Origin of the sequence: Paenibacillus sp. FSL H8-0457 (genome assembly GCF_038051935.1) — a bacterium.
GTDB lineage: Bacteria > Bacillota > Bacilli > Paenibacillales > Paenibacillaceae > Paenibacillus_AQ > Paenibacillus_AQ lautus_A.
Genome location: NZ_CP150293.1, coordinates 1,020,700 through 1,045,479 on the forward strand (window position 1 = coordinate 1,020,700; position 24,780 = coordinate 1,045,479).

The window sequence follows — 24,780 nt, forward strand, 5'->3', positions numbered from 1 at the left end:
ATGGTAAGGGACCGTTTTTTTTGAATATATCTTGCAAGCAGGGAACCTCCAATGAGGAGCTTATCACCTAAATCAGAGGATTTGGCCAACCTGAATGAATCAGAACTTCAAGAACGTACCCGTCCGATATTCGCGGAAGGCTTCGTTCACTTCTTCCTCCGTGTTCATGACGAAGGGACCGCGGGCTGCCACGGGCTCCCGCAGCGGCTCGCCTGCGTACAGAACAAAGCGAAGAGGCTCCGCAGCCGCTGCCCGTATTTCGCTAGGTTTTCCGTCGATTCCAGCGCCCAGCCACAACACCTGGCTTTTAGCCGCGTTTACGCCATTGCCTCCGAAGGTTCCGCTGCCCTGAAGGATGTAGATGAAGCCGTTATAACTGCCGGGCAGGTCCTGCGCGATGGAAGCGCCGGGCTCCAGCAGCACCTCGACCATCGTGACCGGAACATGATTTTTGGTGGCGGATACGACATCGCCGGAAGAACCGGAGAAGACTCGCACAACCGCGCCATCCTCTTGTCGGATCGGCATATCCGCGCCTTTCAGGTTCTGGTAGCGGGGAGTCGTCATCTTCTGCTCGCGGGGCAGATTGATCCAGAGCTGCAGGACGTGGGCCGTTATGCCTTCTGACGGTACTTCGTTGTGGATGACGCCGCTTCCCGCCGTCATCCACTGCACGTCTCCAGGCCCTAGCACGCCGCCCTTGGAGAGGCTGTCATAGTGTTCAACGGTTCCATCGATGACAAAAGTAACGGTTTCGATTCCCCGATGGGGATGGTCGTCGAATGAACCGGCCTGGAACTTGTCCTCCATCATCCCGAGAAACGGATCGGCTTTGCTCCAGTTTCCAAATTCGATGACGGGTCCTGAGGCATGGATGGAGCTGTGCCGCCGAAGAACGACATCCCGGACTTCCGTAATATCACGCTGAATGACCGCTTGGTGATTCATATGTCTATCATCCCTTCCGAGTTCTGGATTTGAATTCAGTTTACTAGTAATGTGAATAGGAATCAAGGGACGTAAGAAAATATCAGATTCTAGTCTTTTTTTGAATCGCCCTCCATATAATCTATCAGGAAGCCGAACTCATAGAAACGATGGAGGTAGAGTTGATAATGAAAAATATGGTGCGGGTTACATCGATAGCGGTATTCTTCGGCGTTGTGGCAGTGCTGATCATGATCGGCATGGGACTTGAGGTTCAGGCGCCGATGGCAGACTATGCGGAGCAGGCCCCTTTAGCAGCGGCACCCCTGACAGCAGTGCCAGAGCAGAATGTTCAAGCAAAGACCCGGGAGGCAAGCAAGCCGGTCGTCACCACTGCATTCAAGAAACCATCGGCTGTGAACGCCGCACCTGTTCAATATAAGAAGAAGCCTAGCGACAAAACGGTATACCTGACATTTGATGACGGACCATCGGATTTAACGCTCGACGTGCTGGATATTTTGAAGCGGGAAGGAATCAAAGGCACGTTTTTTGTACTGGGCAAGGAGGCGGAGACCCGTCCCGAAATTATCAACCGCATCTATGAGGAAGGCCATGTGATCGGGAATCATACATATGATCATCGTTATGACGAGCTCTACGGGCATTTTCAGGATTTCTGGGGACAGATTAAGAAAACCGAGGAAATCATCCGTTTGATTACAGGGGAACGGCCGCAGCTGGTCAGAGCTCCCGGGGGGACGGCCGGACATTTCGACGAAGCTTATTTTCAATACATGAAGCAGGGGGGATATCATGTATTCGATTGGAATGTCGACAGCGGCGATTCCAGGTATAGGGGCGTCCCGGCTAAGGACATCGTAAAGGGGGCGACCACGAAAGTGAACGGCAAGGAGGCGATCGTGCTTCTCCATGACGGTAAAGGCCATGCCGAAAGCGTTAAGGCTCTGCCTGACATTATTTCTTATTATAAAAAGCAAGACTATGCCTTTGACGTGCTGTCTCCGGAAACCGAGCCCGTTCAATTTCGTGCTCAGCAGACCGCCCGCAAGGCTTCACAGCCTTCACAGCAGTGGATTCGCGAGCACGTCGTCGTCAACGCCGCGCTATTCGGGACCGGGCGAACGCTGGCCGTGGAATTCGGAGGGCTTGAAACCGCGTTTGCGGCAGGCGAATACAAGCTGGTCGACGGCCGGCTGATGGTTCCGCTGCGCGCTTTGGTGGAGCGGCTTGGCGGAAGCGTATCCTGGAAGTCTCACAACAAGACCGTGCAGGTGACGCTGGCAGGGAATCGCTGGGAAGCCGACCCGGTGGGAGGCTTGCTGTTCCCCATGCAAACAGGCGGCAAGCCGGTGTCCTCCGATGTTCATTTAATCGGCGGTACCGCTTGGATTCCGCTTCGGGAAGCGCTTGACTTTTCCGGCCGGCCTGTTACAAGAGTGACATATGAAGAAGGCGAGTATCGCGTTCTAACTTTGTAGTCGAAAATTGTATTTTATGTTTGTAATTATGCTTCACAAGTTATAGACTAGTACTTAGAGATATTTATCACAATCCCTAAGATTGTTTCAGATAAAGGAGGGGGAAGCTTCCCCCTGCTTTATTTTTGGCGATAGTGAGTCACCCATAAGTTCGCACTTTTGTAAGTGATGCATAATAGATACCGGTTATCCCAAAATTAAAGCTAGCCGGTACGATCGTCGCCAAGTTCATCTTGGGAATTCACTTAAAGAAAAGGAGGCAATTCATTATGACAGAAACATCTTCTCCACAGCCGTCCGAAACTCCGGAAAATGTTGTAGGAAACCAAGAAGCTGCGGCGTCCAGCCGTCCTGATGTGCTGCTCGAACAACTGCTCAAGCCCGAGGTTCAGGAATCCCTCACAACTCTCGTGGACAATCTTCCAAAACTTACGGAAATGCTGACCGTCATGACTAAGGCGTATGACTTCGGTAAATCCGTAGCTACGGATCCCGTGCTAGCGGAAGACACCATGGCTTCCCTGAGCGGATTCGCGAAGCCGATCACGACAACAGCAAAAAGCGTTGCATCTGCAGCCATCGAAGCCGGAGACCGCGTACACGCTCAAGGCGACCAAGCTCAGATCGGCGTATTTGGTCTGATGAAAATGCTGAAAGATCCTCAGGTTCAAAAGGGTCTTCGCTATGCTCAGGCTTTTTTGGACGTTCTTAACGAGCGCGACCAACAAAACAAGCGTTAATCCATAAATCATACGAAGAACGGAGGATGGTCATGTCTAAACATATTTTAATTTTGGGCGGAGGCTATGGCGGCTTGCTTAGTGCGCTTTCTGCACGCGAGCATTTTGGTGCTGCCGCAAAAATCACGCTGATCAACCGTTTCCCAACCCATCAGATCATTACGGAATTGCACCGTCTGGCAGCAGGCAACATCGCAGAGAAGGCAGTAGCTTTGCCGCTCGACAAGCTTCTGCGCGGCGCGAACGTTGACCTGCGCATCGGCAACGTTAAGGAAATCAAGCCGGATGAGCGTTCGGTTTCCCTGGACGACGGCGGAAACTTCACCTACGATGCCCTGGTTATCGCACTGGGCAGCGAAACGGCATTCTTCGGCATTCCGGGACTGCAAGAGAACAGCTTCATTCTGAAGTCCGTGAACGATGCTAACCGTCTGCGTGCTCATGTGGAGTCCCGCATTGCGGAATACAGCAAAACCAAAAACAAAGCGGACGCTACCATCGTGGTTGGCGGCGGCGGCTTGACAGGCGTTGAGCTTGTTGGCGAATATGCCGATATGAGAAGCGAGTTGGCTCGCAAATACGGTATCGACCCACAAGAAATCACGCTTTATTGTGTTGAAGCAGCTCCTTCCATTCTGCCGGGCTTCCCTGCCGAACTGGTTGACCGCGCGACAACAAGCCTGCAAAAACGCGGCGTGAACTTCCTGACCGGATTGCCGATTACCAAAATGGACGGCACGACCGTTGAACTGAAAGACGGCAGCACGATTGAAACCAGCACCTTGGTTTGGACTGGCGGCGTACAGGGCAACTCCGTTGTGGCTAACTGCGGCATCGAAGTCAACCGCGGACGTGCGGTTGTCAACGAATTCCTGCAATCCGCTTCCCATCCTGACGTATACGTTGCAGGCGACAGTGCGGTTGTTATGGGACCGGAAGGCCGTCCATACCCGCCAACGGCACAGCTGGCATGGCAAATGGGCGAGCTGATCGGCTACAACATCTTCGCTCAATTGAACGGCGGCGCACCGGCTTCCTTCAACCCGGTATTCTCCGGTACGCTCGGCAGCTTGGGACGTAAAGACGCCATCGGCACCATCGGCGCCAACAAAACCCAATTGAAAGGTCTGCCTGCAACCTTGATGAAGGAAGCAAGTAACATGCGTTACCTGTCCCACATCAACGGTTTGTTCACGCTGGCTTACTAAGCCTGGAAGGCGACATTATATCCAAATACAAGAGATGGACCCGGAATGATTCGGGTCCATCTTTTTTTATTGCGCAGCCCAAACATAAGCGCAGAGACTTAGGGACAACGTCAGGAAAACATAATACGATGGATACACCCGAAGCGAGGATGCAAGCAGGGAAGGGATTCCCGGGCGCCGCTCCCGACGGGATGTGGGAGAAGGAGGTAAGAAAGGCAGAATGGATGAGCGTCCAGAGCGAAGAAGAAAGAAGGTCAGATAGTTATGTAAGCGCTATCTCAAATGGTTCGCAATTTTCATTTCATGAAACAGGAGGGAGCATGTATGCGGGGATACCGTCGTCTTCATTCGATCGTGATTCAACTGTTTATGTTTTTTTTCATCGGCACAACACTCCCGGTTCTCATCATGGGTTTCCTTTCGTATCACAAATCGGCATCGATCGTGGAGGAGCAGGTCAGTAAAGTGGCTTCCCTCACGATCACCCAAGTCAGCGACAAGCTGAATATGTTCTTCAAGAAACTGGACGACTCCTCGATGATGGTGCTGAACAGCAAAGTGGTTCACGGCATACTGGAGGATCAGGATATCAGTAAATACGACCTGACGTTGAAGGTGAAGGAGGGGAAGGACCTGCTGACGTCCATCATGATCAATTCGCCGGAGATCTTGGATGTATACGTGTTTGACGTGCAGCGGAACAATTCGGTCCTGAGCGCGGATTCCTTGATGTCCATCCCGGACCAGTGGGATTCTCCTTGGTATCGGGCGATATTGGAGGCGAACGGGCAGGCGGTATGGTTCGGCTTGTCGGATACCTCCTACCTGAAGCAAACGGGAATGGGATTTCCCGTGTTCGGGCTGGGCCGGGCAATCCGGAGCTGGGATACGGGGGAGATCGTCGGGGTGATGTTCATTGAAATTATGGGGGATGTCCTGATTGATGAATTAAACCATGTCCAATTCGGCGACACGGGGTATATGTACGTGGCGAATGACGAGAATCGTTACTTTTACCATCCCGATCCATCGATGTACGGGAAGCAGTCCAGGATCAAGCTGCCCTCGGGTTTGACGGAATACAACCTGAATAACAACAAAACGCTGATGATCCCCTCGCGCCTGAACAACGGCTGGCATGTGGTCGGCATGGTGCCGCTTAAGGAACTGACGGCCGATTCCGCCAGCATCCGGAGTTTCACGGTCTGGATCGTATTCGGATCGATTCTGGCCGCGATCGGCATCGGATATTTCATGACGCGGAGAATCGGCAATCCGCTCGTTCAGCTGAGCCGCTTGATGCGCAGAAGCGAGGCGGGCGATTTATCGGTCCGCAGCAAGAACGTAGGTCCCAGCGAGATCGGTCAGCTGGGCCGAAGCTTCAACAAAATGATAGAGCAGATCGACCTGCTCATCAGGCGGATCGCCGCGGAGGAGTCCGAGAAGAAAAAAGCCGAAATCCGCGCGCTGCGGTATCAGATCAATCCCCATTTTCTCTACAATACGCTGAACTCGATCCGCTGGATGGCCAAGCTGAATCGAACGAATGACGTGGACCGATCGGTCACGGCCCTGGTTCATCTGCTGGAGGGGAGCCTGGAGCGCAACGGTGTGTTTATAAGGCTTGGAGATGAATTGGAGCTGCTTCGGAAATATATGATCATCCAGAATTACCGTTATGACCACCCAATCGAGCTGCGGATCGATTGCCCCGAGGAAATGGAGGATCTCCACGTTCCCCGGATGCTGCTGCAGCCGATCGTGGAGAATGCGATCTTTCACGGGATTGCCCCGCTTGATGAAGGGGGCGTCATTCAGATCCGGATAACACTGCAGCAGCAGGATGTCATGGTGCGGATCGAGGACAACGGAATCGGCATTAAGCCTGAACGGATCAAGGGACTGCTGTCGTATGAGCAGGATCACTCCAAGCAAGGCATGACCCATATCGGCCTGCGTCATGTTCACCAAACGGTCCAGCTGTATTACGGCAGCAGGTACGGGGTATGGGTGGAAAGCACGGAAGGCGGAGGAACGAGGGTCACGGTCACGTTTGCGAAACAAAGGGGGGACGATTATGTACAGAGTGCTGCTCGTGGATGACGAAGCGATCGCGCGTACGGGACTGCGCTCGACCTTCGATTGGGAGAAATACGGTTACCGGCTTGTCGGGGAGGCCTCCAATGGACAACGGGCCATGAAGTGGATCGTAAACGGGGATCTGGACATTCTGATCACGGATATCGCCATGCCGGTCATGGACGGCCTGGAATTGACCCGGCGGACAAGGGAGCTTTGTCCTTGGGTGAAGGTACTGCTGCTCAGCTGTCACAGCGATTTCGAATTCGTGCGGGAAGGCATCAGGCTTGGCGCATCGGATTATATCCTCAAGCCGACGCTGGACGCGGACTCCCTGGTCGCCGTGCTTGATCACATGCGATTGAAGCTGGAAGAGGAGAAGCAGATGCAGCGGATTCTGACCGAGCATGAGCAGCAGCAGCGGCTGAATAAGAAGAAGGCTGCCGGAAAAATGCTCTTTCAGGCGCTGTCCGGTGAGCCGGATGCACTCGCGAAGCTGGAAGCATGGAACCATAACGGCTCGTATCTGCTGGCCGTGCTCCAGCTAGATTCGGATCTGGGCGCTGCTGCGGCCGGCGTACAGCCAAAGGATTGGCAGGAGGAGATCGAACGGTTCATGGGGCAGTTATATGACCAGGCGCCGGAGGCGCTGGCAGCTCGGCTGGAAACGGACCGGATCGCAGTCTGCTTACCGTTAAGGGATGAAGCAAACGGGCAGGATTCAGGGTACGAAGGAGCTATCCGCCTGCCGATCCGGAGCACGATGGGGCTCAGCAGGAGATATAACAGCATGGATAAGCTGCAAGAAGCGTTTAGAGAAGCCGCTGAAAGCCTGGAGGGCCTCTTCTTTCATCCAGATCAACAGATATTGCGGGCAGAGGAGCTTCCCCTGACCGCCGATTCGGCTCAGGAGAGGCCGGCTGCCGAGCTGCATGCCCTAAGGGCCGCGCTGACCGTCGGGAACATGGACATAAGCCAAGAGCGTCTCCAGTCCATTATGCAGAGCTGGCGTCCCGGACGGATGAAGAAGCCGGCGGTCCTCCGGGAAGCAGAGGAGCTTCTGAGCTTGCTTGCTATGTTTCATCTTCCCGGCGGCCCGCCGCTTCCGCAGATCGGGGAGGTGGGCAAGCTTCGCTCGGTGGAGGAAGTGAAGAAGCTGGTGCTTCAAGGCTTCCATGCGCTGCGGGAGGAAGCCATGCGCCACCCTGTACCGGAATCCACGCTGCATGAGCGGATCGTGCTGCAGGCCGTCCGATATATTAAGGCGCGCTTTACCGAGCCGATCTCCCTGCAGGAGGTGGCGGACGAAGTGGCCGTCAGCCGCAACTATTTTAGCGAATTGTTTAAGCGCGTCACGGGACACAACTTCATTGACTATGTCATTGATCTCCGCTTGAAACGGGCCAAGGAGCTGCTTTCCACAACATCGCTGCGTGTGTATGAAGTGGCGGATCGTTCCGGATTCAATGACGTCAAATACTTCAGCAAGCTGTTCAAGAAAATGGTAGGCATGACGCCAGCTGAGTACCAGGGACAGCATCGAAAATAAGGGGAATTTCATAGGATCGGAAAAGAAACCACTTTTTCGGAACATAATCCGTTCAAAAGCTTTTTGCCAAAATTTTATAATTAAAGCGTTTACAAAAGCTGTGCCAGCGAGTCCAAATCTGGTTTGAATGGAGGAAATGAAATGACAAGGAAACAGGTGAGAGGGTCATTGCTTGCAATCATTCTTCTACTATCATCCATACTCCAAGCGTGTGGAGGCGGCGGAACATCAGAGGGCGGGGAGTCCGGAAGCGGCGAGAAGGTCAAGATCAAATGGGCGACCTGGGGAAATCCCGGCGAGCTTAGCCGCTTTCAGGAGCTGACGAAGGAATTTAATAAGAATCACTCGGACATTGAGGTCGAATTTATTCCGATTCCGGGCGAGTATGATCAGAAAATATTAACCCAATTAACAGGCGGGACGGCTCCGGATATCTTCTATGCAGGCGACGCCCTGGTCGTGAAACTGATCGAGAATCAGAGCATTGAGAATTTGACGACGTATATGGAAGCTCCGGAAAGCGTGATCAAGAAAGAGGATTATTTCGAAGGCTTGTGGGGCGCAGCCGTGCGGGATGACCAGATCTTCGGGGTACCGGTGGATTGTAACCCGATGGTGCTGTGGTACAACAAGAAGGTGCTGAAGGAAGCAGGGATAACCGAGATGCCGGCCGATCTTCAGGCGAACGGACAGTGGACCTGGGACAAATTCAAGGAGATGGCGGACAAGATCAGGGACAGCAAAAAGTACGGCTACGTGCTGGATAACTCCTGGAACAGCTACCACAGCTGGGTTACTTCCAACGGCGGCCGGGTGTACGACGACGAAGGGAATTTCGTAGCGGCTTCGGATCCGAAGGCGATGGAGGCTTTCCGCTTCCTGTACGACAACGTGAAATCCAAAAACATCACCTTCTCCGGCACGCTTCCCAAAGGGCAAGGCGGGGATGCCATGTTTATGTCCAACCAGGTCGGATTCGTTGCTGCAGGCCGCTGGTACCTGCCGCTGTTCAAGAAGAATCAAGGGCTAGAATATGACGTGGTCACATGGCCAACCAATACCGGCAATAAGATCGAGCCGGCCGGTATTCCGACCGCCTACATGGTGATGAACAAGGCATCGAAGAATAAGGAAGCGGCATACACCTTCTTCTCCGAGTACGTAAGCAAAGAGGGCCAACGCTTCCGCCTGCAGGGCGGCGGCAATGCCGTTCCGTCGGTACAGGGAACGGATGAGGTGGTGCTGGAAGGGAATCTGCCGGAGCACGCCCAGTTATTCCTGGACGCGCGCGAGATCGGGTATTCCCTGACTCCGTTCGAGGCGGGCATTCCCGGACTAAGCCAGGATATAACGTCCAAGTTCGAGGCGCTGTGGCTGAAAGATCAGGAGCTTGAAAGCTCCTTGAAGGATATTCAGGATATGGCCAACAAGAAAATACAGGATTACAAGAGCGGCAATAATTGATCCAGCTCTGGGGAGGAACGGTGAGATGAAATGAACACGCAGCCTGCTGGAAGCTCCGGAGCCGCTCCTTCTCCGGAGCGGTTTCCGGAGAGGAGAACAACCTTAAAGAGCAAGACGTCCGACGGTTTATGGGGCTACTTTTTTATCTTTCCCCAGATGATCGGTTTGATCGCTTTTTCATTGGTTCCGCTCATCTCGGCTTTTGTCATCAGCATGATGAACTGGGACGGCATGGGGGCGAAGAAGTTTATCGGACTCCAAAATTTCGTGTCCCAGCTTCAGGATGAGGAGTTCCACATCGCTTTGGTGAACACGGTGTATTACACGATTCTGTCGGTACCGACCGGCATCGTTCTCGCCATGCTGGTGGCGGTGGGCTTAAACCGGGTTCGCGGAAAGATTCTGTACCGGCTGATCTACTTCATGCCGAACATTACGATGTCCGTCGCCGTGGCCGTCGTGTTTATGTGGCTGTTCAACGCAGACTTCGGCCTCATTAACATGTACCTGCAGCAGTGGTTCGGGATAACGGGCCCCTCCTGGCTGACGGATTCCAGGTACGTGATGCCTTCGATTGCCCTGCTGAGCGTCTGGATGGGGCTGGGAGGCAACATGGTGCTGTTCCTGGCCGGACTTCAGGGCATATCGAGAAGCTATTACGAGGCGGCTGAGATTGACGGCGCCGGCAAATGGCAGCAGTTGATCCATATTACGATTCCGCTGCTGTCCCCGACGACCTTTTTCGTGACGATCATGTCCATCATCGGTTCCTTTCAGGTGTTCGACCAGTCGTTTGTCATGACCTCCGGCGGACCGGCGAAGGCCAGTTATACGCTTGTCTATCACATCTACGAGACGGCCTTTGCGGACTTTACCTTTGGCAAGAGCACGGCGTCGGCAGTCATCCTGTTCGTGATGATCCTGTCGCTCACCTTGTTCCAGATGAAGATGTCCAAGCGGTGGGTGCATTACGAAGACTGACGATTCGAACCTAGGAAGGAGGAAAACGAATGATACATCGGGGATTGAGGATGTCCACCGTGGTGCTGCATATCGTGCTGATTTTAGGCGCCTGCCTGATGGCCCTGCCGTTTGTGTGGATGGTGCTCAGCTCGCTCAAGGATTTGTCGCAAGTATTCGTCGTGCCGCCCAAATGGATTCCGGATCCGTTCATCTGGTCCAATTATAAGGATTCGCTGACGGCCCTGCCGTTCGGGCGCGCGTATTTCAACAGCTTCTATATCAATATCATCGTGGTGGTTTCACAGCTGGTTACCTGCTCCATGGCGGCTTATGCTTTTGCCAAAATCACGTTCCCGTTCCGGGAGCCGCTGTTCGTCCTGTTTCTGGCAACGATGATGGTTCCGGGACAAGTGACCATTATTCCGCTCTATCTGATCATGAAAAATATCGGGTGGCTGGATACGCATCTGGCGATTATCGTCCCTTCTGCGCTGCTGAACGCCTTCGGGGTATTTCTGCTCCGGCAATTCTTCAGGGGCATTCCGAAGGAAATGGAAGAGGCGGCCATCGTGGACGGCGCGAATCGCTGGACGATCTACGCCCGGATCATGATTCCTCTAATCAAGCCGGCTTTATCGGCACTCGGGATTTTTACCTTCCTCGGGATGTGGAACAACTTCTTTAACCCGCTGATTTTTCTCAGCAGCACGGATAAATTTACCGTACCGATGATGCTGAATTTGTACCGGGGCATGTATGCAACGGATTGGACGCTGATGATGGCGGGGGCTTCCATTGCGCTCGTCCCGGTGCTCATCGTGTATATCATTGGGCAGAAATATATTATTGAAGGCGTTACGTTATCCGGGATTAAGGGATAGGCCGGCTTGAGCAGCCCGTAAGCGGGGTTCCTTTGTACAAAGGAACCCCGCTTACGGTTATTTGTGTTTGTGTTCCTGTAGTATATTCTCATAGATATACTAGTATGGTAGTATAAGTAAAAATGAGTGCGCTTACATTATTCGCTTGGTAAAGGAGGACGAGGGCGATGTTCAATGTGCTTCTGGTGGACGACGAACCATGGGTCTTGGAGGGATTGAGAACGATGATCGACTGGGAGCGGTTCGGATTCCAAATATGCGGGGAAGCCCTGAGCGCTCCCGAAGCGCTAAAGCTAATGGAACAATGGAAGCCTGAACTGGTGATGACGGATATCCACATGCCAGTCCTGAACGGCCTGGAATTGATTGAGCACAGCAAACGGATACTGCCTCTTCCTCCGAAATTCGTTATTTTGAGCGGATATGATGATTTTGGATACGCGCATCAAGCCATGCGCCAACGGGTCGCCGAGTATTTGCTGAAACCGATTGATGACGAGGAGATCGAGGCAGTGCTTGCCAAGCTCAGCCATGAGATCCAGGACGAACGAGACGCTGAACGCAGCAACCGGAAGAAAGCCGGCCTTGCCGTCCATTATTTGTTGAACCGGCTCATTCGGGAAGAGTTGAGTCCTGATTTGGCCGAGCAAGCCAGCAATGCGATGCAAATCCAGGGCGAGCCGCTGCTGCAGTGCCTATTGATTGAAACAGGGATTACTGAAACGGGAGTGGATTGGATCGAATGGATGACCGATTACGGGCCCCCGAGCTTACTGGGATGCTTCCAGGACAATAGCGGGAGCATCGGAGTGGTGCTGCATGTCGAGCATTCGACTCCGGATGAGGTCATGGAGACTGCGCTGCTGTTGCAGTCTGCTCTGGCCCGGGAGCTTGAAGGGCCGGTTATCGTGGCGTTAAGCGGCACAGGGGAGGGAATCCAGGCGATCGGAAAGCTTTACAGGCAAAGCGCGGAGGTGCGCGACGATAAGCGAAGCCAAGGCCGAAGCGGCGTGTTTTGTTGCCAAGAACCGAGAGGAGCCGAGCGGCTCCGGGGACTTCCCTGCGGATGGATGGACGAATTGCTTTCCATGATTATGGCGGGGGAGCATGCGTCCATCGAGTCATGCTTGGCGCGGATTTTTACGGCCATGCCCGATCATCTCCTCCACCTGAGGGCTTTTCAAGCCGATGTGGCCGATCTGGAATTGAAGCTGTGTCGAAGAATCGCGGAAATGAATGGAGATCCGGATCTATTCATGAACCGGCTGCAAAGGAAGCTTGGTCATCTGAGTGATGCTTGCCATAAAGCGCCGTTGAAGAATTATATGCGGTTGCTCGCGTTTGAGGCCGCTTCGCAGCTGGAAGAGTTAAGCAAGCTTAACGAGCACAACACCATTTTTCAAGTGATTCAGTATGTCGACCGGGAGTACCGGAGCAGGCTTCAGCTTCAGGATTTGGCACGACATTTCCATATGAACGCCACCTATTTGGGGCAGCTGTTCAAGAAGCATGCTGGCAAGCCGTTCAAGGAATACCTGAATGACAAGCGGATCGAGGAGGCCAAGCTGCTGCTGAAACGGAGCGGAATGAAGGTTTCCGAGATTGCGCTCCATGTCGGGTTCCCGAACGCGGACTATTTTATCCATAAGTTTAAGTTGACAACCGGGATTCTGCCCTCGAATTACAAGAATCATGTTGAAAGCAAGCAGCGCTAAACCGGGAGGGTGCCTTCATGAAGAGAATGTTCAGGCTGGGGAATTTCGTGAACGATATTCCGTTGAAAACTAAATTTTTTCTTATTTTTGTCATTGGTGTACTGCTGCCTATTCTGGTGGTCAACCTCATCTTTATGGATCGGATGTCGGAGCTGATCCGGGAGAGAGAGGAGCAGAACCTCGATATCTCGATGGAGCGGGCTAGGAAGGATATTCATAATTTCATCGACGGCGGGGTGGCTGTAAGTCATGCGCTGAGTACGGATAAGACCCTTTACGAAATGCTCGATCGCGAGTATGAGTCCCAGCTGGACTTCTACGAAACCTTTGATGAGCAGCTCCGGAATCGGGTAACGAGCTACATACCGGTTAACAACCAGATTCAGCGGATTAGCATCTTCACCGAAAATTCCACCATTGTGTCCGGCGGCAATTATCATGTGATCAACGATAATGTGCTCGAGAGCGACTGGTATGCATTATGGAGCAGCTCGGCCCATCCGGTGCTGGTGGCGGCGTACAGGGCGGCAGAAGCGAACAACTCGGCATCGACGGTTCCGTACTTAAGCGTGATTGAGAAGATGGATTACTACGATACCTATGACACCTATGAGAAGCTGCTTCGAATCGATATCGATTTAAGCAAGATTTATGACGTCATTGTACGGGAACGCGATTATCTGGATATGTATTTGGTGAACGAGAACAATGAGATTATTATGTCGGCCAGCAGCGGTTATGAAAGAGGGAAGTACAGCGCATATTCGAAGCTTGACCTGGAGCAATACGACGAAGAGGATCGGCATGTGTTCTCGATCGGAACGGCCAGGTACGTGAAGGGGTGGAAGCTGATCGGCATCAACCGGGGGAGCCGGATTACGAGCGCCATGCTGGATATGCAGCTGTTTACCGTTGTATTGGCAGCGGTTGTTACGCTGGTTGCGGCGGTCTTTATTACGGTCATGCTGAGATCCTACAATTACCGGGTGAAGCGTTTGGCGCGTCATATGCAGAAGGTGAGCAACGAGAAATTCGACTTGATTGAACTGGACGAAGGCCGGGACGAAATCGGCGGACTCATCCGGAATTTCAATCAGATGACAGCGAAGATGAACTCCCTGATCAACAATGTGTACAAGCTGGAGATTCAGAAGAAAAGCCTGGAGATGGAGCGGGTTCGGGCTGAATTGAACTTTTTGCAGAGCCAGATGAATCCCCATTTCCTGTTCAATACCCTGAATGCGATATTGGTGGTCTGCACGAAGAATCGATACACGGATGTGACGGATATTATCAAAAGCTTGTCCAAGCTGCTTCGCAGACTCCTGAGCTGGAGAGAGGATTTGGTCTCCGTGGAGGAGGAAATCAGATTTATCGAAATGTATCTCAAAATCGAAAAATTCCGCTTTCGGGATAAATTCGAATATCAATTCAACATCGATATGGAAGCGCTTCATTATAAAATTCCAAGAATGAGCATTCAGCCGCTCGTTGAGAATGCATGCAAATATGGCTTGCAGGCGATGGATGGAGCGGGTCTGGTGACCATAAGCGCTTCGGTTGCCCGTGATTATCTTCGCATCGTCATTACGGATAGCGGTAAGGGCATTGAGCAAAGCAAGCTACGGGACATTATTCTCTCGGTTCGCAACGAGCAGTTCTCGGGCAACAGCTTCGGCATTCGAAACGTATATCGGCGGCTGGAGCTGTACTACGACGATCATGTCATTTTCAACATTGCCAGCACCCCGAATCAAGGGACAACCGTTTCATTCGAGATTCCGATCCGGCTGTTGGAGTCTCGGGAGCATGAAGGCGGAGAGGGGGAGAACCATGCCTTTCAAAGTGCTGTTGATCGATGACGAACCGGGTGCGCTGGAAGGGCTGGCGCTGTGGATCGATTGGGAACGCTTGGGGTTTAGCGTCTGCGGAACCGCGGGCAACGGAGTGGAAGGCTTGAAGATGATTCATGGGCTTGCGCCGGATTTGGTCATTACCGATGTAAACATGCCGCTAATGGACGGGCTTCATATGATTGAAACCTGGCAGCAGCATCACCGGGATAGCAGTGTGAAATTTGCCATCATGAGCGGCTACAGTGAATTTGAATATGCAAGGAAGGCATTGCGGCACGGCATCCATCACTACATGCTGAAGCCTATTATTGCAGAGGAAGCCGAGGAGGAGCTCGGCAAGATTCATGCTGAGCTGATGCAGGAGCATCGCAGATTAAGCCTGAGTGCGATTGCTAAGAGGGAAGAGGATGTTTCGCTGATCATGCAAACGCTCTTGGAGATGCCGCTTAGGGCTAGCGGCCTGTCGAGGCTTCAGGTTTTATCCTCCGCCCATCAAGAGTGGAACGTATGTCTGATCCAAGCAGAGTCTGCCTTGTTTCCTGACGTCAAGGAAACCGTCGCCCGCTTGTCAGCCCACGCGAATTCGGAGTATGTCATCGATCTGGAATCGAACCGGCTTGGTTTGGTGAACGGTTATTCCCCTGACAACGGGAGCGTACCCTCAGGCACGATCCGCGAGCTGGTCCGCCATTATGCAGGACAGCGGCTGTTTATGGCTGTAGGAGAAGGCCAGCAGTCTCTGGTGCATATCCGTCGCTGCTACGAAACCGCCAAGGAAGCCATCGAGCATCAATTTTACGATCCGGCGTACGGCGGGATGATTTCATATGAAGAGGTACGGGATCGGCCGTTTCATTATCGTTACCCCACGAACCTGATGGATGATGTCATCAGGTCCGTGGAACTCCTCGACAAGAAGGGATACCGCGAGGCTGCCGGATTGGCTGCGTCCAGGTTTGCGGAGCAGCGAATCGCGCCGGGGATCGTGAAGAAAATGGTGATCCATGTTTTGTATAAAATCATGGATTTGGTGAGGGAGGCGGAAGGTGCGGAAGCTCGAATCCTGGCAGCCAAATCCAATGCAGCTGGATTAACGGACGGAACCTTCCATTTGAACGACTTGATGGGAGAGCTGCTGCGCTTCGGGGAAGAGTGCATCGAGCTTCTTCTCAAGGAGCAGGCCCGGCATTCGCAAGGCATAATCCAGGAGATTAACGATTATATTCGGCAGCACTACCGGGAGAATCTGACCATTAAGCGATTGGCGGAGCTTTTTTATCTGCATCCCGTCTATCTCGGCCAGCTGCTGATGCGTAAGAATGGGATTGGCTTCAACGAACTCATACATAATTTGCGGATTGAGGAAGCGGCCGCGCTGTTGAAGCAGAACAAGCTGAAGAACAGCGAAATCGCCGAAAGGGTCGGCTACACCCACTACAACCAATTCCTTAAGCATTTCGAAAAAAGATGGGGCATGGCACCGAATGAGTTCAAGAAGAGGATGTTCTAAAGTTTTTAAGGTTAATGCTTTAATTATAGTATAGTCCGCCTTTGAAAGCGCTTTTAAAATAAAGGAAGGTTACATGAAGAGGCGTATCGACCAACGATGTAACCACATTATGACGGAGGTGCTTTTATGGGGGGTAAGACAAAATCATGGCTTCGGCTCAGCACGGTGTTGCTGTTGTCGCTTTGCATCGTCCTTACGGGCTGCGGGGGCGGAAACGGGAATAGCGGGGCCAAGCCGGAAGCAAAGGACTCCGCAGAACAAACAACACCCGGGACGGACGGGGATAAGATCGAACCATTTGAGGTGAGTGTTTTTATCGGTCAGCCCGACCAGCAACCAACACCTGACAACAAGATTTATAAATTAATCAGGGAAAAGACAGGAGCATCCTTCAAATTCGAGTTCCTGGCAGGCGATATTGACCAGAAGCTCGGCGTTATGATTGCAGGCGGCGATTATCCGGACATGATGACAGCGAATCAAAAGCTGACAGCTGCCGGTGCCTTTATCCCGCTCGAGGATTTGATTGAAGAACATGCGCCAAACTTGAAGAAGCATTATGAGAAGTACTGGAACATGATGAAAGACCCGAATGACGGTCATATTTACAATCTTCCAAACTATGGTGTAACGAATGCTGATGTTACCTCGTCTTATTATTCGGGCCCAGCCTTCTGGATTCAGAAGGACGTATTGGCAGAGGCAGGATATCCAGAGGTTAAAACCTTGGATCAATATTTTGACATCATTAAACAATACAAGGAAAAGCATCCGACCATCGACGGTACCCCGACGATCGGCTTTGAAATTCTGAACTATGACTGGAAAAACTGGGGTCTGTTCAATGCTCCTCAGCATTTGATCGGTCATCCGAATGACGGCGGTGTAGTTGTTAAAGACGGCAAGGCGGAAATTTTTGCCGATAAGGACTATGCCAAACGTTATTATAAAAAGCTGAACGAAATGAATGCCCTGGGTATCATCGATAAGGAAACGTTTACCCAGAACTTTGACCAGTATATGGCGAAAATCTCCAGCGGTGCAGTTCTTGGCATGTTTGACCAGCACTGGAACTTCCAAAGCGCAGAGGACGCGCTGATTACTCAGAAGAAAGATGAAAGAACGTATGTCGGTCTTCCGCTTGTATTTGATGAAAGTATCAAGGATCATTACAAAGATCGTCCGGCTCTGAACCTCAACAACGGTTTCGGGATCACGGTCAACGCATCCGAAGAGCAGGCGATCAGAATTATCAAATTGTTGGATACGCTGATTCAAGAAGATTGGCAAAAAATCTTGTCCTGGGGGATCGAAGGGGAAGATTACATTGTCAAGGACGGCCGCTTCATGAAAACGCAAGAGCAGCGCGATCTGTTTACCGATGCAACCTGGAAGCTCGCGAATAAAGCCGATTCTTTCCACGGTCAAGCACCAAAAATGGAAGGTTTATTCTCGGACGGCAACGCTACGGACGGCGCTGCACAGCCTGAAGAAATGGTAGCCGCTTTGAGAGAGTATGACAAGAACTTCCTTGCCCAATACGGTTTCAACAGCTATGTTGACTTCTTCAGTCCGGCTCCCGAGAACGACATCGCTTACCCGGCATGGTCTGTCGACCTGGTAGACGGATCTGAAGCGAAAATCGTGAATACGAAGCAAAATGAGTTGTCCACGAAGTACTTGCCAAAAGCCATTCTTGCTAAACCGGAAGAATTCGACAGCGTCTGGGGTGAGTACGTCACTGATATCCGCAAGCTCAACATCAAGGCTTATGAGGATCGGATTAATGAAGTGCTGCAATGGAGAAGAGACACTTGGTCTGTTAAGTAAAGCAGCGGAAGGTACATGAATCGGAAACGGGAAGGCTTCTTGCCTTCCTTGTTTACGAAATATGGGGTTTTGGGGAGAACAAACTTATGGAAGAGACCGTAGTCAAAGACTCTGCCGTCCGCAAGCCTAAGACAAACAAGAAAATCACCTGGGCCGTACTCAAAGAACAGAGACAGTTGATCTATATGTCGGTGCCTCTGATGGCTTACATCATCTTGTTTGCCTACGTTCCTATTTGGGGATGGACCATGGCTTTCCAGGACTACAAGCCGGCTAGAGACTTTAGTGAACAGAAGTGGGTAGGCTTTAAACATTTTGAATTTCTTTTTAAGGACGATAGTTTCCTGCAAGTGCTTCGCAATACGCTCGCAATGAGTGTTATCAATATGATTCTCGGCTTTACGACTGCAATTATCCTTGCATTGTTACTGAATGAAATCAGAAAAGTATTTTGGAAAAGAACCGTACAGACGATCTCCTATCTTCCGCACTTTCTATCCTGGATCATCGTAACCGGGATTGTGGCGACGAGCTTGGCTTCGGACGGAATCATCAATGATGTCCTTATGAAGCTGCATCTCATCAAGGAGCCGATCCAATGGCTCAGTGAAGGCAAATACTTCTGGGGAATCGTCGGAGCGTCGCATGTTTGGAAAGAAGTCGGCTGGAATACGATTATATATTTGGCTGCGATGGCATCCATCGACCCGGCGCTTTATGAGGCTGCCGATATGGACGGGGCAAGCCGCTATCGGAAAATGTTCCATGTTACTTTGCCGGGCATTAAGCCAACGATCATTATTCTGTTGATCATGCAGGTCGGTCACATTCTGGAAGCAGGCTTCGAGGTTCAATACTTGCTGGGCAACGGTCTTGTTGTCGACTGGTCGCAAACGATTGACATTTTCGTGCTGAAGTACGGGCTTGCCCAAGGCAATTACTCATTAGCAACGGCTGCCGGTATATTTAAAACGGTCGTTAGTGTGACGCTGTTATTGATTGCAAACGGAGTCGCGAAACGGCTAGGGGAAGAGAGGCTGCTATAGTGGACAATCAAACAATCAGCCCTGGGCCAGCAACTGCTGCCGCAGCGACTAAACCTGTCAGAAAAAAAAGCGTTGAGTCGATCCTATTTAATACGTTCAATACCTTGTTTATGATTGGTCTTGTCGTTGTCACATTATATCCTTTCTTGAATACGATCGTCGTTTCCCTGAATGCGGGGAATGATACGATCCGAGGCGGAATCTATCTCTGGCCAAGGGAATTTACATGGCAGAATTACAAGGCGGTATTCGCTTCTGGAACGATATATGACGCGTTCTGGATTTCCGTGGCAAGAACGGTGCTGTCGACGCTGCTGAATCTGGGTCTGACCACGATGCTGGCGTATACGCTGAGCCGCCGGGAATATGTATTTCGTAAGCCGATTACCTTGATCTTTATTTTGACGATGTACTTTAACGCAGGTTTGATTCCTGGATACTTTCTGATGAAGGACTTGAACCTGATTAATTCGTTCTGGGTATATGTGATCCCGTCGATGATCAGCGCATTTAATATGATCGTTATCCGGACGTATATCGGAACGATTCCGGAAAGCTTGGTTGAATCGGCAAGAATCGACGGAGCCGGAGATTTCAAAATCTTCATCCGGATCATCTTCCCGCTATGTAAACCGGTGCTGGCAACCATTGCACTATTCGTGGCCGTGGGGGCTTGGAACTCCTGGTTCGATGCATTCATCTATACCTCCTCCCGTCAAGAGCTGAGTACTTTGCAGTATGAGCTGATGAAGCTCCTATCATCCAGTATGAACGCGAACAGCAACCCGGCAGTAGCTGCCGGCGCGGGGATGACGAAGGACTCTGCGGTGAATATGGTAACGCCGATTTCGATTCGCGCTGCCGTAACGGTCGTGGCATCCGTTCCGATTCTGCTGGTCTATCCGTTTCTGCAGAAATATTTCGTTGTCGGGTTGAACGTGGGCAGCGTCAAAGAATGAACAAGATTTTGCTGGAGGACAGATCATAACGGCAACCGATGAGGAGGCAAGCATTTCGTGTCTAAGAGAACGATCATTAGAAAGATCAGCCTGATGCTGATCGCGTTCTTGCTGCTTATTCCGCCTAGCTGGAGCGCGGCGGCAGTTGAACCGGCCCAAACGCCCGCTGATCAGAATCTTGTGATTCACCATCATTTCGATGGCGGGACGGAGGGGTGGTTCAAACGGGGGACGGAGACGGTGACTTCCGCTACCTATGCTTATGAAGGAACAGGGAGCTTGCTGACGGAGGGAAGGACAGCGACCTGGAACGGACCGGGGTTTAATCTATCCGCCACGAATCGGCTGGACAAGGGAGCGACATATGAAATTTCCGCTTATGTCCATCTGAAGGAGGGCACCCAAGGGTCTCAGAAGCTTCAGCTTGCCATGCAGCAAACCGGGGCCGAGCCGGAATACGTGAACTTCAGCAGCCCGGTCGATGTAACCGCCGACGGGTGGGTGGAGGTAAAAGGCCGTTATAAATACGATGCCAATGCATCAGCCCTGCAGGTGTATTTGCAGAGTCCGAGCAGTCCGGACGCCGCTTATTATATGGACGACTTCAAAGTCCGGCTGATTGAGCCGGCACCGGACCCGGGCAATGGGGTGCCGGGAGGAGAGAATACGGTCGTATGGGATTTTGAAGACGGAACGACGATGGATTGGGGACCTCGCGATTCGGAGACCGTAGAAGCTGTGCCAGAAGCAGCCCATAGCGGCGGCTACGGTTTAAAGGTCCATGATCGGACGAACAACTGGAACGGGCCCAGCCAGGACGTCAAAGACATCATGGTGAGCCAAAAAACGTATACGATCTCAGCCTATGCCAGGCTTGAGCAGGCTCCTGCCGCTGCGGTCAAACTATCGCTTTCGATGGAGAATAAAGCGGCGGGCGCAGCAGAGACGTCTTATACGACCCTCGCCTCAGCCTCCGCGAGCGGCACGGAGTGGGTGGAACTGAAAGGAACCTTCGGCTTCAGCTCGGATATGGAAACCTTGAAGCTGTACGTGGAAACCTCGGATCTTTCCAATTTCTATGTCGATGACATTAAGCTCGCTCTGCCGGGCTCCATTCAGACGGATATTCCCGCCCTGAAGGATGTGTATCGGGAGTATTTCGAGATCGGGGCAGCCGTGGAGCCCAAGCATCTGTCCGGCGTGCACAAGGAGCTTCTGGATTATCATTACAACTCGCTTGTTGCCGAGAACGTGATGAAACCGGAATCTCTCAATCCGAGAGAGGGAACCTATAACTTTACCAACGCGGATCTGATCAGGGATTATGCCAGGGATCATGATATGAACCTCCGGTTCCATACGCTGCTGTGGCATCAGCAAGGCGCCGAATGGATGCTGAAGGATGATCAGGGCCAATATCTTGAAGCCACGCCGGAGAACAAAGCGCTCGTCCTTCAGAGGCTGGAAGCTTATATCCATGAGGTGGCCGGCCGTTACAAGGGAGATGTCCGCGATTGGGACGTCGTGAATGAGGTTATTGACGAAGGGCGTCCGGACGGCATGCGGGACAGCCAGTGGTACCGGATAACGGGACTCGACTATATCCGGACCGCATTTCATGCGGCGCGAGACGCAGCCGGACCCGAGGCCAAGCTGTACATCAACGATTACAGCACGCACAACCCGAAGAAACGCGATTATTTGCTGAATCTCGTAAAACAGCTGAAGGCGGAAGGCGTTCCGATCGATGGCGTGGGCCATCAAACGCATATCAATATCAGCGGGCCCTCCATCCAGCAAATCTCGGATTCCATCCGGATGTTCGGCGAGGCGGGCTTTGATAATCAGCTTACCGAGCTGGACGTTTCGGTGTACACGAACAATACCGACGCCTTCCAGACCGTTCCTCAGGAATTGCTCGACAAGCAAGGCTATCGGTACAAAGAGCTGTTTGAAGAATTGAAGCGGCTGGACCAAATGGGCGTTGATGCAGGCGTGGAGGGTGGCTGGATCAGCAATGTCACTCTTTGGGGGATTGCAGACGACCATACCTGGCTGCATGACCGTCCCGCCGGGACGGGCCGCCAGGATGCCCCGTTTCCTTTTGACAAGCAATATCAGGCCAAGCCAGCTTATTGGGGAATGGTCGATCCCTCCAGGCTAACGATTGTGAGAAAAACCGGAATGGCTGTGGAGGGTAAGGCCGTCATCGACGGACAACCGGATGCTGCCTGGAATCTGGTTCCGTCACTTAGGACGGAGAAGCTAGGATCGTTGTCTGCCGAATTTAAGACGCTATGGGACAAGGACCATATCTATGTCAGGGTTGACGTGAAAGACGGATCGATAGCCCCAGGGGATCAGGTTGATATCTTCGCGGTGGTGAACGGTACCCTGCAAGAGGCCCGGATTCAGCGTGGAGCCGCCAACACGGCAGAGACCGCGGGAGGTTACGCGGGGGAGGCTCTTCTCCAGCTACACGGAACAGGGGCATTGGGCGGCGACATTTATTTCGATGTCAGGGTAACGGATTCCGGTTCGGATGACGGTTCCGAGCATGGCAAGAATGGAGCGGTGGTGTCCTGGAGCGATCCAAGGCATGCCCAGGAGAGCGATCAAGACGGACTCGGCATTCTTACGCTCGCTGCTGCGCCGAAATCGGCCCAGGCCCGCTACGGCACCCCGAAGGTGGACGGCGAGCTGGACGTGGTCTGGAAGGACGCCGCGGAACTGGCAACCGACGTGTGGGTCGAGGGTAACAGCGGCGCGACCGCAACATTCCGGACGCTATGGGATGAGAATTACCTGTATGTTTACGCCATAGTTAGCGACAGCTTGTTGTCGGATGCGAGTCCCAACGTATGGGAGCAGGATTCGGTAGAGATTTTTGTGGATCAGAATAATGGAAAGACGGATGCTTACCAAGAAGATGATGGACAGTACCGGATGAACTTCAACAATCTGCGTTCCTTTGGCGGTTATGCGGGCGAGGATAACTTCACTTCGGCAGCGAAGGTGATCGACGGGGGATATGTCGTTGAAGCAGCGATCCGCCTCGACAAGATCAAGCCTGAGAAAGGGACGGTCATCGGATTCGATTTGCAGGTGAACAACGATGAAGACGGCCAGGGCACAAGAGACAGCGTGGCCATCTGGTCGGATCCGACGGGCCAGTCCTATCAGAACACGTCCAGGTTCGGCGTGCTGGAATTCACGAAGAGCTCCGCTCCTGGCGGAGGAGACGGAAACGGCGGAGAACATAACGGCGGCGGTGACGGAGGAAGCGGTGCAAACGCGGGCGGAGGCGGAAGCAGTACAAGTCCAGCTCCAAACACGCCTTCACTCGAAATCCGGAACAACGACGGGCGGATTCTCGCTGTAGTCTCGAGCCAAGTCCTTCAGCAGGCATTGGATAGGGCGGCAGCCGGTGTGGAAGGACCGAAGCGAGCAATCGTGGCTATCCCGGCTCAAACAGAGGCCCAGTCCTACGAAATTCAATTGCCGGGCAAGTGGCTGCTGGGGAACTCGGAGGTTGTGTTGATCCTCCAAACGGAGTTCGGCGCACTGGAGCTGCCAAGCGCATGGGTTCGGGGAGCCGGAGTAAAGGATACGGAAACCGTCGCGCTGCGTCTGGCGAAAGCTTCGGGCAGCAATCTGGGTGCAGCCCTTCGCGAGGAGATCGGTGATCGTCCGGTGTTCCGGATAGAGGCTCTTGCCGGCGACCGGGCCCTGTCGTGGAAATCGGGCAAAGCTCGCCTGATCTGGTCGGTGCCTTACACACCAACCAAGGAAGAGCTGGCACAACCGGATCATATCTTTGTCAGGGAGATCGATGCCAACGGGCAAGGCGGGCCTCTTGCTAACAGCCGTTATGATGCGAAACAGGGGATCGTTCGCGCAGCGCTGCCGCATGGCGGCACGTTTGCAGTCGCTTCCGCATTCAAGACGTTTCATGACCTGAAGCATGTGCCGTGGGCGATCGATGCGATCGAAACGATGGCATCCCGCGGATTTATCCAAGGGGTAAGCGAAACGATGTTCGATCCGCAGAACGAAATCACCCGGGCCGAATTCCTCGTTATGCTCGTACGCGTGCTGGAACTGGAAGGCTCGAGCGAAGGCCGGGCAGCATTCGGAGATGTTACGTCTGCGGCCTATTATTACAAACACGTGCAAATCGCCGCAGAGCTTGGGCTCGTTCAAGGCGTCGGCGGAAATCGTTTCTCGCCGGACACGCCGATGACGCGCCAGGACATGATGCTGATCACGCAGCGTGCCCTGGAGGCGGCAGGCAAGAAGCTGGAGGGCGAAGGGGCGCTGGATGCTTTTGCCGATGGGGATGAGGTTGCCGAATATGCCAAATCGAGTGCAGCTCTGCTTGCAGGGTCGGGCATCGTGAACGGCATGAACGGCAAAATCGCGCCGAAGGCTTACTTTACGCGTGCCCAGGCAGCCGTGATTCTGGACCGGATTTGGAATTGGGAACTGATTAAGGCCGTGAATCGTTAATGCGATGATCGGACGTGAACGATGAAAAGCAGCATGTACGTA

At 52.7% G+C, this 24,780-nt stretch carries 16 protein-coding genes; 15 read left to right on the forward strand and 1 reads right to left on the reverse strand.

From position 1 onward, the window contains the following. Positions 1–99: 99 nt before the first annotated feature. On the reverse strand, positions 100–948 hold the full coding sequence (locus tag MHI43_RS04480) for a pirin family protein (RefSeq protein ID WP_036664381.1): 849 nt from the start codon (positions 946–948) through the stop codon (positions 100–102). Between the two features lie 167 nt (positions 949–1,115). Between MHI43_RS04480 and MHI43_RS04485 the strand changes: the two genes are divergently transcribed. The 15 genes from MHI43_RS04485 (at position 1,116) to MHI43_RS04555 (ending at position 24,738) form a co-directional block, all read left to right on the forward strand. Further along, the gene (locus tag MHI43_RS04485; RefSeq protein WP_036664379.1) at positions 1,116–2,429 is read left to right on the forward strand and encodes a polysaccharide deacetylase; all 1,314 of its coding nucleotides are present in this window, start codon (positions 1,116–1,118) and stop codon (positions 2,427–2,429) included. A 269-nt stretch (positions 2,430–2,698) separates the two neighbouring features. Continuing rightward, the gene (locus MHI43_RS04490; protein ID WP_009591098.1) at positions 2,699–3,169 is read left to right on the forward strand and encodes a DUF1641 domain-containing protein; all 471 of its coding nucleotides are present in this window, start codon (positions 2,699–2,701) and stop codon (positions 3,167–3,169) included. A gap of 32 nt (positions 3,170–3,201) precedes the next feature. After that, positions 3,202–4,377: an NAD(P)/FAD-dependent oxidoreductase gene (locus tag MHI43_RS04495; RefSeq protein ID WP_009591109.1), complete on the forward strand. Its 1,176-nt coding sequence runs from the start codon at positions 3,202–3,204 to the stop codon at positions 4,375–4,377. A gap of 324 nt (positions 4,378–4,701) precedes the next feature. Next, a complete protein-coding gene (locus MHI43_RS04500) occupies positions 4,702–6,480 on the forward strand; it encodes a sensor histidine kinase (protein ID WP_012819049.1) in 1,779 nt (592 codons plus the stop codon). Further along, positions 6,455–8,005: a response regulator gene (locus MHI43_RS04505; protein WP_036664377.1), complete on the forward strand. Its 1,551-nt coding sequence runs from the start codon at positions 6,455–6,457 to the stop codon at positions 8,003–8,005. Before MHI43_RS04500 ends, MHI43_RS04505 begins: the two co-directional genes overlap by 26 nt. Before the next feature lie 141 nt (positions 8,006–8,146). Then, positions 8,147–9,469, forward strand: coding sequence for a sugar ABC transporter substrate-binding protein (locus MHI43_RS04510; RefSeq protein ID WP_009591115.1), 1,323 nt, complete (start codon positions 8,147–8,149; stop codon positions 9,467–9,469). 30 nt (positions 9,470–9,499) lie between these two features. Next, entirely contained in the window at positions 9,500–10,450 is a 951-nt protein-coding gene (locus tag MHI43_RS04515; RefSeq protein WP_036664374.1) for a sugar ABC transporter permease, read from the forward strand. 29 nt (positions 10,451–10,479) lie between these two features. Beyond that, entirely contained in the window at positions 10,480–11,313 is an 834-nt protein-coding gene (locus MHI43_RS04520; RefSeq protein WP_012819052.1) for a carbohydrate ABC transporter permease, read from the forward strand. 167 nt (positions 11,314–11,480) lie between these two features. Continuing rightward, positions 11,481–13,028, forward strand: a complete 1,548-nt coding sequence (locus MHI43_RS04525; protein WP_036664370.1) for a helix-turn-helix domain-containing protein — start codon at positions 11,481–11,483, stop codon at positions 13,026–13,028. 17 nt (positions 13,029–13,045) lie between these two features. Next, complete coding sequence (locus MHI43_RS04530) at positions 13,046–14,890, forward strand: histidine kinase (RefSeq protein ID WP_036664368.1); 1,845 nt, start codon at positions 13,046–13,048, stop codon at positions 14,888–14,890. Further along, positions 14,862–16,394 (forward strand): response regulator, encoded by a 1,533-nt coding sequence (locus tag MHI43_RS04535; RefSeq protein WP_036664366.1) that lies wholly within the window; start codon positions 14,862–14,864, stop codon positions 16,392–16,394. The genes MHI43_RS04530 and MHI43_RS04535 overlap by 29 nt, the downstream gene beginning before the upstream one ends. 126 nt (positions 16,395–16,520) lie before the next feature. Next, on the forward strand, positions 16,521–18,224 hold the full coding sequence (locus MHI43_RS04540; protein ID WP_036664364.1) for an extracellular solute-binding protein: 1,704 nt from the start codon (positions 16,521–16,523) through the stop codon (positions 18,222–18,224). An 86-nt stretch (positions 18,225–18,310) separates the two neighbouring features. Beyond that, complete coding sequence (locus MHI43_RS04545; protein WP_036664362.1) at positions 18,311–19,270, forward strand: ABC transporter permease subunit; 960 nt, start codon at positions 18,311–18,313, stop codon at positions 19,268–19,270. Then, positions 19,270–20,229: a carbohydrate ABC transporter permease gene (locus tag MHI43_RS04550; RefSeq protein WP_036664360.1), complete on the forward strand. Its 960-nt coding sequence runs from the start codon at positions 19,270–19,272 to the stop codon at positions 20,227–20,229. Before MHI43_RS04545 ends, MHI43_RS04550 begins: the two co-directional genes overlap by 1 nt. Positions 20,230–20,286: 57 nt before the next feature. Further along, complete coding sequence (locus MHI43_RS04555) at positions 20,287–24,738, forward strand: endo-1,4-beta-xylanase (protein WP_012819059.1); 4,452 nt, start codon at positions 20,287–20,289, stop codon at positions 24,736–24,738. Positions 24,739–24,780: the final 42 nt, after the last annotated feature.